This is a genomic window from Oculatella sp. FACHB-28 (genome assembly GCF_014696015.1).
Classification (GTDB): Bacteria; Cyanobacteriota; Cyanobacteriia; order Elainellales; family Elainellaceae; genus JAAUTN01.
In genome coordinates, this window is the sequence record NZ_JACJPJ010000079.1 from 14,848 (window position 1) to 29,161 (window position 14,314).

Below are 14,314 nucleotides of genomic sequence, written 5' to 3' on the forward strand. Positions count from 1 at the left end.
CACGCAACAATTCAAGCAGGAGGTTTTTGCCAAATCACGTCCTGCACCTTTACCTGCTTGGGAATCAGCCCCAGTTCAAAAAAGGTGTCGGCAATTTTCTGCTGTTCTGCGACCATGTCGCCGTTAATTGGCTCAAAGCTGTAGTTGCGTCTGGCGTTGACCACATCCAAAATGGGCGCTTCGATGCCCAGAATGGGGGACAAAATGCCGACCACTTCATCTGGGTTTGCCTCTGCCCACTCTGCTACGGATTGCGTTTCAGCGGCGATCGCCTCAATCACGTCAGCATTCTCAGCCGCGAAGGAATTTGTGGCTAAGTAGAAATCTCGATTTGCTGCTAGCCCCTCACTATCCCGAATCACCCGTGCGTCAACCTGCTCTTGAGCCGCTGCATAGAAAGGGTCCCAAATCACCCAGCCGTCAATGCTCTTTTGCTCAAACGCAGCCCGCGCATCTGCCGGAGCCAGGTTGATCGCCTCCACATCGCTCCATTGCAGCCCGCTTTCCTCCAAAATGGCTGCTAGCAAGTAATTCGCGCTCGATCCGCGGGTGTAGGCAATCCTTTTGCCGCGCAAATCTTCGACAGACTGCACCGGCGAATCCGCAGGCACTAACAGGGCAGAGCTGCGATCTTTAGGGGTACTGCCGCCCACATAAACTAGAGGAGCATCTGCCGCTTGAGCAAATACGGGCGGCGCATCACCCGTCCGAGCCACATCAATACTGCCGACGTTGAGCGCTTCTAGCATCGGCGGCCCAGCCTGAAACTCTGTCCACTCAACGGTTGCGTTCAATTCCTGCAAGCGTTTCTCTAATTCACCCCTGGCTTTGACCAGCGTGAAGGGGTCAAACTTTTGGTGCCCAATTCTCACCACTCGACTCTCGGCAGGTGCAGACGGAGAAGCTGCTGAGTCACCAGAAACGGTTGCTGGGCTACAGGACGCAACCACCAGGCTCAAACTCAGCCCCAGCACAAACAGCAGTGACACCATTCGGTGCCGCCAGACTTGCCGGAAAATGCGCCTTAGTCCTGTGAAAACCGAAGTCCCTGAATTGCTCATAACCCTCTTTCTACAAGTGCGATCGCCCTAAAGCGACTGGCTGGAAGACCATTCATCCTCATGCAAAATACGGTAAGTCGATCGCATTACTGTATTTAATCAGATTAAGGAGGAATATTGCACAGTTAACTTGAGAAAGCAAGCTTCTTTCGTATTCTTTTCTCAGCAAGCGTTCTAGCCTACGACTTGAAGTAGACCAAAATTTTCATGACTGATCTTGCTTTTTGAGCAGTCCTATGGGAAGCTTCTAATCAATCAAATAATCTACGGTAAATACGTCGGTATATCGTAAATTTTTGATCAAAGGTACAGGTTCATGCCTTGCCCGTGCAGCTCCTAACTCTTCTCAGTGAACGGATTGTGATTCTCCTCTGCTGAATCCAACACAGCCTACCGGGATTTGTAGATTGGCAGGAGTTTGCACAATCCGTTGACTGATTTCTCGATTTGAGTTGGGAGTGGCACCAGGAAACTTTTTGAGAGAGCGGTAGAGGAACAATGGGCGAACCAAAGCGAGTAAGTGACGAGTTGAGCATTGCGGGGCAGGTGACTCCTGAACAGCTTCAGCAGGCAGCAGCAGCAGGGTTCAAATCAGTGTTAAATTTGCGATCAGCCTGATGAGGCAGGCGTTTTGAGCGACGAGCAGCAGCAGGCTGAGGCAGCAGGGTTGGCGTACAGCAACGTTCCATTGAGCAATTCCAATCTCAGCAACGGTCAGGTTTCAGAAGCGTTAGAGGCACTGGAAGGTTTGCCAAAGCCCGTTTTGATTCACTGTGGGGCGGGAGCAAGGGCAGGGGCGATCGCCCTAATTGCCAAAGCCACTCAGGAAAACCTATCGCCAGAAGATTTGACCGAGCAAGCAGAACAGCTTGGTCTTGAGCCAGACCAGCCACACCTGAAGCAATTTATCGAAACCCATCACCCCCCTAAAGAATTGCTACCAGAGCGCCACTGAGTCTCGCGGCAACAATAGCAACGGTTTGAGGCTGCTGTGAGTAAGAGTTGAACCGAGATACCTGCATCGTCTCAAGGGAATGGGCGATCGCACTTCACTCACTGGAGCAAGTGGAAGTCTCGCATATCGTACCAGAAACGAATCGCTTTTGTATTTCAATTGAATTCAAATACAATTCAAATTCAGACGGGGTTTGGCAAATGAACGGGGCAGAGGTATTTAAAAAACTTGAAGGGGGAGTGAGACAACGACTACACTCCCCCTTCAAGCATTTGGAACTAGAAAATTTAGAACTTTAACCAACCACACTAGGTTCTGAAACGGTTTCAGGCGCTTTGTAGCCATAGAAGTTAATGCAGTAATCGGTGATCCGGACTCCCGTTTCCTGCTCAATTTGGCGCAGCAAATCCTCGGGAAGCTGGACATGAACGTCCATGATTTGATTGGTATCGAGGCAGTTGATGTGGCTGTGGGGATCGCTCACATTGCCATAAAGCCGTCCGTCCGATCGCTCAATACACTCGATAATATTTTGCCCAGACAAAGCTTCCAGGTTTTGATAAACAGACGTATGACCGATCGCTTTACCCTGCTGATTGAGGCGATCGTAAATTTCGCGGGCTGACAGGTGTTCCTTTGCCTGCCAAAGTAACTCTAAAATAAAGCGACGTTGTTTGCTCAGACGCATTCCTAATGCCTGACAGCGGTCAATCGCATCTTCTAGAGATTTAATGGGTTTTCTTGTAGCGACTTCATTTTGCATATCACGTACCATCAACCTCATCCAACAGGTTAGTCACCCAGTTTATTAGTTCCCACTTCACCTGATCTCAAGTGAGAATGAAACTTTAGCCTCTATTTAGCTAGACGCACCAAAGGTTATTGTTCGTTTACTAATAAAAAGTTCAAGCAGAATAAGCAAATCGCCCTAAAGCAAGACTAGAAATCCTAAAAATGTATTAGAGCTCAAATCAAACTCACTACCACTTTAACTTAGATAAGCTATAAATGCCTACTAAAGTCAAGGAATTGGAAGTCAAGGAATTGAGCGACTGTAATCTTTTCTAGGTAAAGTATCCAGAGGATGTCCTCTGTTGAACTACGCCATGACGACTACACTTCATCTTAATTCTGACCATATTCACAGCCTTGACCTGTCGCCTGCTCAGATGGTAATTCAGGCATGGCAAGAGGAAGGAGCGATCGCCAACCACGAACAACAGCTTCAGTTTGAAATTGATTATCCCCGTGACCCAACTGATCCAAGAGAGCTTTCTGAAATTCCGGAGATTCGCCTTTGGTTTGTGCGGCTAGATGCTCAATATCCCTGGCTACCATTCTTGTTGAATTGGGAAAAAGAATTAGCGCTTTATGCTGCAATGCTGGTGCCACATCAGTTCAGCCCCACAGAAGGAATTCAGTACAACCCGGAAGCGCTAGAAATTTTTGTCATGCACAAGATTTTTGTGTTGACCCACTGGATGCAAGAGCAAGGAATCAACAGCCGCACCAAGATCAAGTTCATGATCAAGATGTTGGGGTATGAGTTGGAGGATGATCTTTTTGATTTAATCCGATTCTGAGGGGCAGGGGATTGGGGGCTGAGGGTTAGAAGAGGACTGTAGAATCCAGGTGACGGCGACGAGGAGGTCTTGGGCGATGTAGTCGGGTTTAGTGGCGTGTTGGTAGGTGTTGTTGAGGACGCGATCGCCATACCCCGTTTGGACCAAGATTCCAGTACAGGCTGCATTGTGCGCCAAATCTATATCAGTTGCCTTGTCCCCCACCATAAAGCTGGTACTCAGATCTAGGTCGTGCTCCCAAGCGGCGGCAACTAACATACCCGTATTGGGTTTGCGCCAGGTTGACCAGCGGGCAAATTCAGGATTGATTCCGCCTTCTGGTGGGCTAAGGTAGGGGCAATAGTAAAGCGCATTCAGTCTTGCGCCTGCTTCAGCTCTCAGTAAATTGCAAAGCCGCTGGTGTAACGCCTGGACATGGCTATCAGGATAGTAGCCTCGTGCTGGTCCAGACTGGTTAGACACCAGACAGCAAAATAGTCCTCGGTCATTGAGCAGCCGCACTGCCTGAGCCGCTCCGGGAACTAGATGCAGATCCTCAACGCGACGGATGTAGCCTGCTTCCAGATTCAGCACCCCGTCCCGGTCGAGAAATACGGCAGTTCTACCCATACCCCTTTCCCTAATTTGCGGCTACCCTCCCCAAACCTGCTTCAGCACAGTTTGAGGATCAATATCAGCAATATTTCCCGTTGGGGACTTGATTCCCACGAACTTGTCGCTTGCGGGCAGTAACTTAGCGGGATCAGTTGGGCCAAATAGGGCCAGAGTGTAAACCTTAAGTGCCACCGCCAGGTGCATAGGGGCACTGTCTGTACACAGCAGCAGATTTGCTCCAGCGATGATGGCAGCGAGTTTGCCCACATCTCCAGGTCTGGTGACTTTTAGATTGGGGCAGGCTTTGGTTAATGCTGCAACAAATTCCTGATCTTCTGGTCCCTGCACTACTACAAGCGGTAGGTCAGGCTGTCGCTGCTGAAAATCCTGAACAATTTGCTTCCATTTCTCGACCGGATAAATTTTGTCAATGCCTTTAGCCTGTGCCAGTTCACTAGAACCGCCATGAATCAGCACGTAGCCGCTACCCGGAATTCCCAATCGCTTTTGCTCTGCTTCAGCCCACCCTAGATCCCGCTTGGGAATGCTAATCGACAACTCAGGGCAAGGAGTATTGATTCCCAGACCTTGCAGCAGGTCATGATACATGTGAGCAGCGTACTGCTCAGACTTGAGGGGAACCGTATTTGTGAGAAAAATTTGCCCCCCTGCATTGCCTTTGTAGCCAACTCGCATAGCGGTGCCAGTCAACCAAAGGAGGAAACCGACGCCCCATCGCTGCCCCAAGGAGAGCGCAATGTCGTAGTAGCGATCGCGAATTACGCCCAGCAAGTTTGCCCAATCCGCCGGACTGTTGCGGTCTTTGAAGTCGAATAGGATGATTTCATCCGCCGACTTGCACACCCGGTAGGCACTTTTTGCCCTTGGTTCTACGACCACATCGATTTGAGCATCAGGATAGGTTCGCTTCAGATCATCCAGAGTTGGAAAGAACAGAATTTGATCACCAATCCCACCAGGGACAAGAGCCACTATTCGCATAATATTTTGTTACGCATATTCGCACCCCTATTTTAAGGGAACATAGACTCGGTGAAATGCCTAATTAGAACACACTGTGAGAAAGTTAGTCTCGTGATTTAGATAGAGGGACATCGTGTATCTATTAATTCCAGCAGCAGGAGTCGGTCGGCGGATGGGGAGCAACCGCAACAAATTGCTCATGCCACTCCTGGATAAACCCCTGCTTGCCTGGACGCTCCTGGCAGCCAAAGCTGCACCCAGCATCCATTGGATCGGCATTGTCGGACAGCCTCAGGACTGGCAGGACTTCAAGGAAATTGTGACAGATTTAGCTTTAACGAAGTCAGTCCGCTTTATTCAAGGCGGATCAACTCGGCAAGAGTCCGTTTATCGCGGTTTACGGGCACTACCTGCGGTTGCAGAACATGTGCTAATTCATGATGGGGCACGCTGTCTAGCAACTCCTGACCTGCTAGATCGCTGCTCTGAAGCCGTGTTGACCTATCCAGGACTAGTTGCGGCAGTGCCCGTGAAAGACACAATCAAGGTTGTTGATGAAACCAGGGCGATCGCTGGCACCCTAGACCGCAGCAAACTCTGGGCAGCCCAAACGCCCCAAGGCTTTAGCGTTGAACAATTGCTCCACTGTCACGCTGAAGGGCAACGACAGAGCATAGAGGTAACCGACGATGCAGCCCTATTCGAGCATTTTGGTTTGTCTGTTCAAATTGTAGAAGGCGAAGAAACCAATCTGAAAATTACAACCCCGACGGATTTGGCGATCGCTGAATTCATCCTACGTCAGCGATTGAGCAGCCAGAGATAAGGTTACTTAGGAATGGGGCGATCGCTCTTTCACCGTTACCATTAGCTATGCCGACATTGCTTCAGAACGCACAGTCGGTCGATCTGCATGAGTCGGAACGCGAAGCAAACTTCCTGCTAAAGTCACAACTGCTATAGTTTCGCCTAGCATGTCAAAGAACTTAAGACTATAACCTGGTTCAATCCCCTCAATATCATGGCGGTCAACAACTACGCCAATATCACCTGCTCGCAAATTTTCTTCAGGGATATCCTGCAAAAGCACTACATCCGTATACAGTTCAAAGTCCATATCGCCTTCTTCATTCTGGAATTAGTGTGATCAAACGTGGAAAGTTCAGATGATAGTTTCGTACGTCTGTTTCTAACTGCTTCCAATTATCAATGCTGTAGCCGAACTGGATTAAAAGGCGAGCATTGTCACCACCCCGCCGATGGTTAGTATTTAGCAAATATCCAGTCAATTTTTCTGGCTCAATGACTGCATATTCACGATTTGGCAGTCTCACTGTGTCAAATCTTAATTGGTAGAAGTATAAACTTAAACTTATAATTTCTAAAAGTATCAAATGTTAACCAAGTAAGCCACGCATCTATTCCTATCTTCGCTGTTGGAACCGCATATTCAATTTCATTTTGCTCCTCTAGATAAATCAATTGCAAAACGATTGTGAAGTACGAAGAAGTGAGCGATCGCAATACTTCTCCTCTATTCAACACAATTAATTCATCCGTTCTCCACTTCCTACAAACGCCTTACTTTCTTAAAATAAATCTTTTTAGAAAATCGCCCCTGTGAGTACCAGACAGTAACACTATCGCCCTGCTCTAGAGTGCGATATAGCTTCTTGCTGACTGGAGCAACGATAACTTCTTCATTTAACTTGATGTGCAGAATGCACTTTTCAGGCAGTTGAATTTCATCTGGAATATCGTAAACAGTTGAATTGAAGCCCTCGTGATTACGAACAACCCTTTTGTTAACAATCTTTGTACGAGAAGGTATATATTCCTTCTCTGTGAGAATTCCACGCTCATTCTTTACTCGGCTAAATAGATCAAGAACTTTATAACCAAACTGGTGTCCAAACCAAATCAAGACTACTAAAGTAAACAAAACTATCAGAATAGCGATGCCTACAATACCTACAAAAGCGATGCTCTCCACAACTGCTCTCCTATGTAAAATGGCTCGTACCTTTTGCTTTGACTCAGTTGGATTAGATGTAGTGTTACAACAAGCTTAAGGTGTTAGGTTCCGCTCTGCTCCACCCAACGCTTTAGATTTGCCGCACTAAGTGGGAAGACATAATTGCTTGTAAGAAGCGGGCGGAGCGTCTTGGCGATCGCCTACGGGAGTTAAGGGAAGATCTTGAAGATCTGTAGGAGTATCAGTGAGCGGATGAGGGAGGGGAAAGTTTGCGGAAATATTGCGATCGCTTCGGAATCTACTTAAAGCGATAGTCGAGAGCAAGGTTACGAGGAGTCTGAGATGAGTGTGGGATTAGGTGAACAGCAGGCAGTAGTTCAAGGTGATTCAGCTAATCGGGGAATGAAGATTGGTTTGACGCGCACCCTGACATGTTTGATGGCTGTGGTGGCGATCGCCTGTCAGGCTCCTCCTTCATCCACTGTTGAAGCTGCAAACAATCTGACTCCAGCAGATGCGATCGCCCAATCCAGCGAGTCACCTACTGAAACTGAATCCAACAATTCCACCGTTTATGAAAGCGATCGCCTTGGCTTTAGCTTCGATGTCCCTGATGGTTTCACAGTAGATAACTCCTTGGAAAGCGCTGAGATTGAAGGGGAATATGACTTTCGTGGGCAGGTAGAGATTTGGTCAGATGCAGACTATGCAGACGTTCAAGCAGGAGCCTATGAGGGCGGCACAGAATATCCTCCCAACGTCAGCATTACGGTTTACAACCATCCCGAACAATCACTGCAAGCTTGGGTAGAGGGTCACAATCGGTTCGTGATGATTGGGGAATACAGTGCAGTGACGGTAGCAGGGCAGGAGGCGATCGCCTTTGACTCTGACGGGCTGTATCGCAGCAAAAATATCGTATTCTCCAGCCCTAATGGTGAGGATATTGTCGTTATCTCTTATGCTGAGGGCGGCGAAGGATACGAACAGGCATTTCAAGAAATCATTTCGACCTTTGAATTCACTAATTTAGGTCAGTAAGTAGCACGATAATTGAAAAGTTTAATCTGTTGCCCAAATGCGTCTAGGGGCGTAGCATTCGGCAGATAAACCTGGAATTAAATTGAGAATTTTTGCCCGAATGCTACGCCACTACAGAAGATGTGCGCTATTCTTCAAACTCGTAAATGATTTTGAATGATTTTGGGCTGCTATAGTGTTTTCCTATTGGGAATGCTGGTCATAATTCAAATTGATAAGTATATTTGTACTTAACTTCCTAACCCTGCCTGCGAGTGTTTATTAAGCGCGTCGAACTTTCCCACTTCAAGTCCTTTGGCGGCACGACGCAGGTTCCTTTGCTGCCGGGGTTTACCGTGATTTCGGGTCCCAATGGGTCGGGCAAGTCCAACATTCTAGATGCGCTGCTGTTTTGCCTGGGTCTATCCAGTTCAAAAGGAATGCGGGCAGAGCGATTGCCCGATCTCGTCAACCAAAATCAGGTCAGCCGCGGACGGGCAACGGTAGAAGCCAGCGTCACGGTGACTTTTGCAATTGAGCCAGAAGATCTGGAAGGTCTAGACGAAGAGGATCTCCAGGGGCTAGTCGCTCAGGTCAATGGCACGAACGCCTCCAACAGCAAGAATGGTACTGCCAAAAATGGTTCAGCCCGCAAAAACGGTTCGGTGAACGGCGCTGACGGTGCAGATGCCGTCGGGAATGGAAACGGAGCAAACGGCAACGGCACCCCAAATGGGCATTCGGACGGCGCAGAAACCTTGCAGCTTGTTTCCGGTTTGGCGTTGTTTAGCGAATGGAACGTGACGCGAAAACTGCGGGTAACGCAGCAGGGAACCTATACGTCTAACTATTTCATCAACAGTCAACCCTGTACCCTGACAGAACTGCACGAGCAGCTTCACAAATTTCATATCTACCCGGAAGGCTATAACGTCGTGCTTCAGGGAGACGTAACCAGTATTATTTCGATGAATCCGCGTGAACGGCGGGAGATCATCGACGAACTGGCAGGTGTGGCATCGTTTGATCGCAAGATCGGTCAGGCAAAGGAAAAGCTAAATGCTGTCAAGGAACGAGAGGAAAAATTTCGGATTGTCGAGAAAGAACTGATTGCTCAGCGCGATCGCCTCTCCCAAGACCGGATCAAAGCCGAAAAATATCAGCGGCTCAAAGCCGAACTCCAAACCAAAACCCAGTGGGAAGCGGTGCTGGCATGGCGAGGTCAGCAGCGACAGGTGCAGCAGTTAACCGAACAAATTGAGGCAGGCGATCGCACTTCCAGCGACCTCATTACCCAGCTTGCAACTCTAGCAACCGAAATTCAGCAATCCACCGCAGAGTTAGACTCCCTCAACGCTCGTGTTAAAGCACTCGGCGAAGATGAACAGCTTGTGCTCCAGTCCACTCAGGCAAGCCGTGAGGCGGAACTGCGCCAGCTTCAGCGTCAGGAGCAGGAATTGGTCAATGCCAGCCGTGACCTGTCAACAAATTTGGCTCGAACCCAGCGAGAAATTCAGGAACATGTCCAAACCCTGAACAAGCTTTCTCAGGAAAAGCATGAGGTGGAGACGCGCTCGATCGCTGCTCTAATCCAGGGGCGGGATCAAGCACAACAGGCGTTAGACAAGAGCCGTGAAGCTGCTAGTGCGATCGCTGCTGCCTCTGAAGCCTGGGTGCAAGAGCAAACCACCCTGCGCCACCAGATCGACACACTGCTCAAAACGATTGAGCCGCAGCGCACTGAACAGGCGATGTTGCAAGAACGGGTAACGCAGCTTCGCCAAAAAATTCAAGAACAGACCGAGGGGTTGGAGGCGATCGCTCGGGAAATTGCCACAAAACAAGAGCAGTACGCCGAGGCAAAAGAATCCCAAAATCTTGCCAAAATTCACCTGGAAACCCTGCAACGGCTGATGACTGCTGCTGAAGAGGAATTACAAACCCAGCAGGACACCCAGAGCCGCCTGATGCAAGAGCAGCGCGACAAGCAGCGGCAGCTTGACAAGTTAGAAGCGCAAACCCAGGCACTTCAAGAGGCACAGGGCACCAATGCCACCCAGATTCTGATGCAAGCAGGATTGCCTGGTGTCTGTGGTCTGGTTGCTCAGTTGGGACGGGTCGATCCCCAGTACCAGCTTGCGCTAGAAATTGCGGCAGGTGGGCGATTAGGCTGTCTGGTGGTTGAAGATGACGGCGTAGCCGCCGCCGGGATTGAACTGTTAAAGCAACGGCGAGGTGGACGGGCAACCTTTCTGCCGCTCAACAAGATTCGCGGCTCACAAAATTCTGCAATCCCTACCTGGAATCGCCCAGAAGGCTTCATTGACTACGCTGCCAACCTAATCGACTGCGACAATCGCTATCGAGACATTTTCGCCTACGTGTTTGGCAATACGGTCGTGTTTTCCTCCATGAATCAGGCACGGCGACATCTAGGGCAATATCGCATCGTCACCCTGGAAGGAGAACTGCTAGAAACTAGTGGCGCAATGACGGGTGGCAGTGTCTCGACCCGTCAGGGTTCTCTCCGTTTTGGCACCGTGCAGTCCGGCGAATCTGCAGAGGCGATCGCCCTGCGCGAACGACTTCAGGTGATCGAGCAAATTCTTAAGCGCTGTCAGAACGCGATCACCCAAGCAGTGACCGCAGTGAAAGAGCGATCGCAGGCACTCACAGAGGGTCGCCAGCAGCAGCGAGAACTCCAGCTTCAGTCCGAGCAGCTTCGGACGCAAATCAATAGCCTGGTCGCCCAGGAAGCCCAGATTCGTACCCAGCTTTGCCAAAACACGCAGGAGCTTGCCACCGCTCAAACTCGCCTGCAAACGCTAGAGCAAGACTTACCCGTCCAGGAAGCGGACCTGGAGCAGCAGCGTCAGGTGCTATCTGACCTGGAGCAATCTCAAACTCACAGCGAATGGCAGCAAATTCAAACTACTATTCGCACCCAAGAAGCTCACTTGAGCGAACAACAGCTTGCCCTGAGAACAGCAGAACAGCGCTTGCAGGATTTGGAAACCCAGAGTCAGCGCCTCCAAGAAAAAATTAGCCAATACCAGCAGCGGGTGCAGGAATATCGCACTCAGCAAACGACCCAGCTTAACCAGCAGTCTGCCCTTAGCACCCAATCGTCTGCCCTGACGGAGCAAATCGCCCAAACCCAAGCTGCTCTGGCTGCCTTGGAGCAAACTCTTTCTGCCGAAAAGCAAGAGCGCGATCGCGTCGAACGTCAACTGCGCGATCGCCAAACCCTTCAGCAGCAGCGAGAATGGGAACTGCGAAAGCTCCAGGAAACCCAGCAAGCCCGACGCGAGGAATTGGTCACGCTCCAGGGTCAGCTAGAAACACAGCAGGCAGAATTGCCCGATCCCCTACCAGAAGTGCCTGAAGAGTTGGGCTTGGAAGAATTGCAGCAGGGGTTGCGATCGCTGCAAAAACGCCTCCAGGCAATGGAACCCGTCAACATGCTAGCCCTCGAAGAACACGAGCGCACCCAAGCCCGTCTCGACGAACTCAGCCAAAAATTGTCCACCTTAGAAGAAGAAAGAACCGAATTACTGCTGCGAATCGAAAACTTCACCACGCTGCGCCAACGTGCCTTCAAAGAAGCCTTCGATGCAGTTAACCAAAACTTTCAGGCAATTTTTGCCGAACTCTCTGACGGCGACGGCTACCTCCAGCTTGATGATCCCCAAGACCCATTTGCCAGCGGGTTGAACCTGGTTGCCCACCCTAAAGGTAAGCCAGTTCGTCGTTTAGCTTCCATGTCCGGGGGTGAAAAATCGCTCACTGCTCTCAGTTTCATCTTTGCCCTTCAGCGCTATCGTCCCTCCCCCTTCTACGCCTTTGATGAGGTAGATATGTTTTTGGATGGGGCAAATGTGGAGCGATTAGCTAGAATGATTAAGCATCAGGCACAGCAAGCGCAGTTTATTGTAGTGAGTCTCCGTCGCCCTATGATCGAGTCTGCCGAGCGTACAATTGGCGTAACTCAGGCAAGAGGAGCTTATACTCAGGTTCTAGGGATAAACCTGCAAGGTGCGCCCGTTTGATTTCACTAATACGGATTTCCCCCATACGGATATTTCATTTGTACCTGTACTATTGTTGATATCTCAGCAAGGTTCGAGATCAGGACTCGAAAATGACATCTGAACAACTCTGTCAACGTTCCGACCTTTTAGGCACTCAAGTCATTACCCGCAGCACGGGTAAGCGCTTGGGGGTAATCAGTCAGCTTTGGGTGGATATCGATCGCCGAGAGGTCGTCGCCCTCGGCTTAAGAGAAAGTATGCTGTCTGGGGTGCTGTCCAGTACGCAGCAAATGATGCTACTTGACAGCATTCGTCAAATTGGCGATGTCATTCTGGTTGATGATGAAACCGTTCTAGAAGATGCATTCAACGCAGAAGCCTACAGTGCTCTGATTAACAGCGAAGTTATCACTGAAACGGGCGAGCTTCTAGGCAAAGTTCGAGGTTTCAAGTTCAACACCTATGACGGCAGAGTTGTCTCTCTGATCATTGCGTCTATCGGTCTTCCCATGATTCCCGATCAGGTGATCAGCACCTACGAGCTGTCGATTGACGAGGTCGTCAGTAGTGGTCCCGATCGCCTCATCGTGTTTGAGGGTGCTGAAGAAAAAATGAACCAGCTCACGGTGGGTGTCCTAGAGCGTCTGGGTATTGGCAAACCGCCCTGGGATCGAGACGAGGATGAAGACTACTACGTCATGCCAACCTCCGCCTCCAACCAGCTAGGAACAGGAGCACGTACCTCTGCTGCCCCTTCAGTCCGGCTAGAAGCTCCGATTGCCCGTGAAACCTGGGACGATGACAACTGGAGCGAAGCTCAGCTCGCTGCCCGTCAATTGCGTGAACCGCTGCGTCAGCGTCAGCCTGAACCTGCTTACTACGACGACGATGTAGAAGAGGATAACTGGGGTGGACAGACAGAAGAAGAGTACACCGAGGCAGTTTACATCGAGCAGCCTACCTACCGCGAACCTAAACGTCTAGAGCAGCAATACGACGAAGTTCTAGAAGATGCGTGGGCAGACGATGAAAATCCCAAACCCTACCGTCCACCGCAAATTAATATTTCTGAAAAGCGGAAAGTCGTAGAGTACGAAGAAGAAGCAGACTATTAAGTTAGTCTGTCAGGTAACATTAAATTCTCTTACAGGGACGAGATGCATTTCGTCCCTGTAATTCTTTCTAATAACGTTTCTCTTAAAAGAGGCGACAGATGGAAGGGCATCCCGCAGAGTGGGGTGCCCTTCCATCTGTCGCCCTAATTTTTGGAATTGGTGTAACTCTCAATTTACGCAAGCTTTAAGGGGTGAGTCCGGACTCGGTAGAAATGAGGAGAATACTGCCTGTGAGCGTGTTTTTCTTTCAACCTCTGCAAGACTATGAACGTCAAGCTCGTTTTAGGCTGTGTAGCCCTGTTGGCAGCAGTTTCTCCCGTCACTATCCGGTTTGCCAGAATTCTTACTGCCCCACCTGACACTAGTCAGCCTGTAGGGGTTGAAACCTTAACTGTGAGTTCTCCCCCCGCCTTAGAACCTCGATCAAGCGAGGTTGAAAAAACGCTGCAAACAGGCGACTGCATTCGCTGTAATTTGAGCGGAGCCAACCTGAGTGGTAATGATCTAAGCCGCGTAAATTTAACTGAAGCAGACCTTTCTAATGCAAACCTGAGCCAAACCAAACTAACCAACGCGATCCTGACCGGTACTCTGCTAAACCAGGCTAACCTCGAACGAGCCACTCTAGATGGTGCTGACCTCCAGGGAGCAGACCTAAGTGGAGCCAATTTAACTGAAGCTCAGATGATGCACGTCAGCATGTCTAGAGCAAACCTGAACGGCGTAAATCTTCATGGGGCAGAGCTGCGAGATGCTGACCTCAGCGCCACTCAGATTAGCCAAGCCGATTTAAGTGAAGCCAGCCTATACGGAGCGGTATTGCGGGATGCTGATCTATCAGGTACCAACTTGAGTGGGTCTGATTTGCGCTATGCCGACTTGTCTAACGCCAACTTAGAGGGTGCTGACCTGACCAATGCTCAACTAGAGTTTGCGACGCTGCCAGAAGGCTTTAACTACGAAGGCACCATTATTTACTGAAACCGGAATGTATAA

Annotated in this window: 15 protein-coding genes; 8 read left to right on the plus strand and 7 right to left on the minus strand. The window is 49.8% G+C overall.

Annotated features, from left to right (window positions below):
- Window positions 1-11: 11 nt before the first annotated feature.
- On the minus strand, window positions 12-1,061 hold the full coding sequence (locus H6F88_RS18685; protein WP_242050605.1) for a sulfonate ABC transporter substrate-binding protein: 1,050 nt from the start codon (window positions 1,059-1,061) through the stop codon (window positions 12-14).
- Between the two features lie 498 nt (window positions 1,062-1,559).
- On the opposite strand from H6F88_RS18685, the gene H6F88_RS32715 reads away from it, so the two are divergent.
- Complete coding sequence (locus H6F88_RS32715; RefSeq protein ID WP_199333683.1) at window positions 1,560-1,679, plus strand: sulfur transferase domain-containing protein; 120 nt, start codon at window positions 1,560-1,562, stop codon at window positions 1,677-1,679.
- Window positions 1,680-1,692: 13 nt separating this feature from the next.
- Window positions 1,693-2,016, plus strand: coding sequence for a sulfur transferase domain-containing protein (locus H6F88_RS18690; protein WP_199333684.1), 324 nt, complete (start codon window positions 1,693-1,695; stop codon window positions 2,014-2,016).
- Between the two features lie 295 nt (window positions 2,017-2,311).
- Here the strand turns inward: H6F88_RS18690 and H6F88_RS18695 are convergent, their stop codons facing one another.
- Window positions 2,312-2,779 carry a Fur family transcriptional regulator gene (locus tag H6F88_RS18695; RefSeq protein ID WP_190644361.1) on the minus strand — a complete coding sequence of 156 codons (468 nt, stop codon included), beginning with the start codon at window positions 2,777-2,779 and terminating at the stop codon, window positions 2,312-2,314.
- A 343-nt stretch (window positions 2,780-3,122) separates the two neighbouring features.
- On the opposite strand from H6F88_RS18695, the gene H6F88_RS18700 reads away from it, so the two are divergent.
- Window positions 3,123-3,599 carry a CRR6 family NdhI maturation factor gene (locus H6F88_RS18700; RefSeq protein ID WP_190644256.1) on the plus strand — a complete coding sequence of 159 codons (477 nt, stop codon included), beginning with the start codon at window positions 3,123-3,125 and terminating at the stop codon, window positions 3,597-3,599.
- On the opposite strand, the gene H6F88_RS18705 is transcribed toward H6F88_RS18700, so the two are convergent.
- Together H6F88_RS18705 and H6F88_RS18710 are read right to left on the minus strand one after the other, a co-directional pair.
- On the minus strand, window positions 3,585-4,208 hold the full coding sequence (locus tag H6F88_RS18705) for an HAD family hydrolase (RefSeq protein WP_190644257.1): 624 nt from the start codon (window positions 4,206-4,208) through the stop codon (window positions 3,585-3,587). The two genes, H6F88_RS18700 and H6F88_RS18705, sit on opposite strands and share 15 nt — an antisense overlap.
- Window positions 4,209-4,229: 21 nt before the next feature.
- Window positions 4,230-5,195: a glycosyltransferase family 9 protein gene (locus H6F88_RS18710; RefSeq protein ID WP_190644258.1), complete on the minus strand. Its 966-nt coding sequence runs from the start codon at window positions 5,193-5,195 to the stop codon at window positions 4,230-4,232.
- A gap of 115 nt (window positions 5,196-5,310) precedes the next feature.
- Here H6F88_RS18710 and ispD point away from each other — a divergent pair, with 115 nt between their 5' ends.
- A complete protein-coding gene (gene ispD, locus H6F88_RS18715; protein ID WP_190644259.1) occupies window positions 5,311-6,003 on the plus strand; it encodes a 2-C-methyl-D-erythritol 4-phosphate cytidylyltransferase in 693 nt (230 codons plus the stop codon).
- Between the two features lie 45 nt (window positions 6,004-6,048).
- Here ispD and H6F88_RS18720 read toward each other — a convergent pair whose 3' ends face one another.
- The 3 genes from H6F88_RS18720 to H6F88_RS18730 form a co-directional block, all read right to left on the minus strand.
- Entirely contained in the window at window positions 6,049-6,294 is a 246-nt protein-coding gene (locus H6F88_RS18720; protein WP_190644260.1) for a DUF4926 domain-containing protein, read from the minus strand.
- A 10-nt stretch (window positions 6,295-6,304) separates the two neighbouring features.
- Entirely contained in the window at window positions 6,305-6,511 is a 207-nt protein-coding gene (locus H6F88_RS18725; protein ID WP_190644261.1) for a DUF6883 domain-containing protein, read from the minus strand.
- Between the two features lie 236 nt (window positions 6,512-6,747).
- Window positions 6,748-7,170, minus strand: a complete 423-nt coding sequence (locus H6F88_RS18730) for a hypothetical protein (protein ID WP_190644262.1) — start codon at window positions 7,168-7,170, stop codon at window positions 6,748-6,750.
- A 324-nt stretch (window positions 7,171-7,494) separates the two neighbouring features.
- On the opposite strand from H6F88_RS18730, the gene H6F88_RS18735 reads away from it, so the two are divergent.
- The 4 genes from H6F88_RS18735 (at window position 7,495) to H6F88_RS18750 (ending at window position 14,299) form a co-directional block, all read left to right on the plus strand.
- Window positions 7,495-8,193: a hypothetical protein gene (locus H6F88_RS18735; RefSeq protein WP_190644263.1), complete on the plus strand. Its 699-nt coding sequence runs from the start codon at window positions 7,495-7,497 to the stop codon at window positions 8,191-8,193.
- A gap of 254 nt (window positions 8,194-8,447) precedes the next feature.
- Window positions 8,448-12,221: a chromosome segregation protein SMC gene (smc, locus tag H6F88_RS18740; protein ID WP_190644264.1), complete on the plus strand. Its 3,774-nt coding sequence runs from the start codon at window positions 8,448-8,450 to the stop codon at window positions 12,219-12,221.
- 92 nt (window positions 12,222-12,313) lie between these two features.
- Window positions 12,314-13,318 (plus strand): PRC-barrel domain-containing protein, encoded by a 1,005-nt coding sequence (locus H6F88_RS18745; RefSeq protein ID WP_190644265.1) that lies wholly within the window; start codon window positions 12,314-12,316, stop codon window positions 13,316-13,318.
- A gap of 264 nt (window positions 13,319-13,582) precedes the next feature.
- The gene (locus tag H6F88_RS18750) at window positions 13,583-14,299 is read left to right on the plus strand and encodes a pentapeptide repeat-containing protein (protein WP_190644266.1); all 717 of its coding nucleotides are present in this window, start codon (window positions 13,583-13,585) and stop codon (window positions 14,297-14,299) included.
- Window positions 14,300-14,314 lie beyond the last annotated feature (15 nt).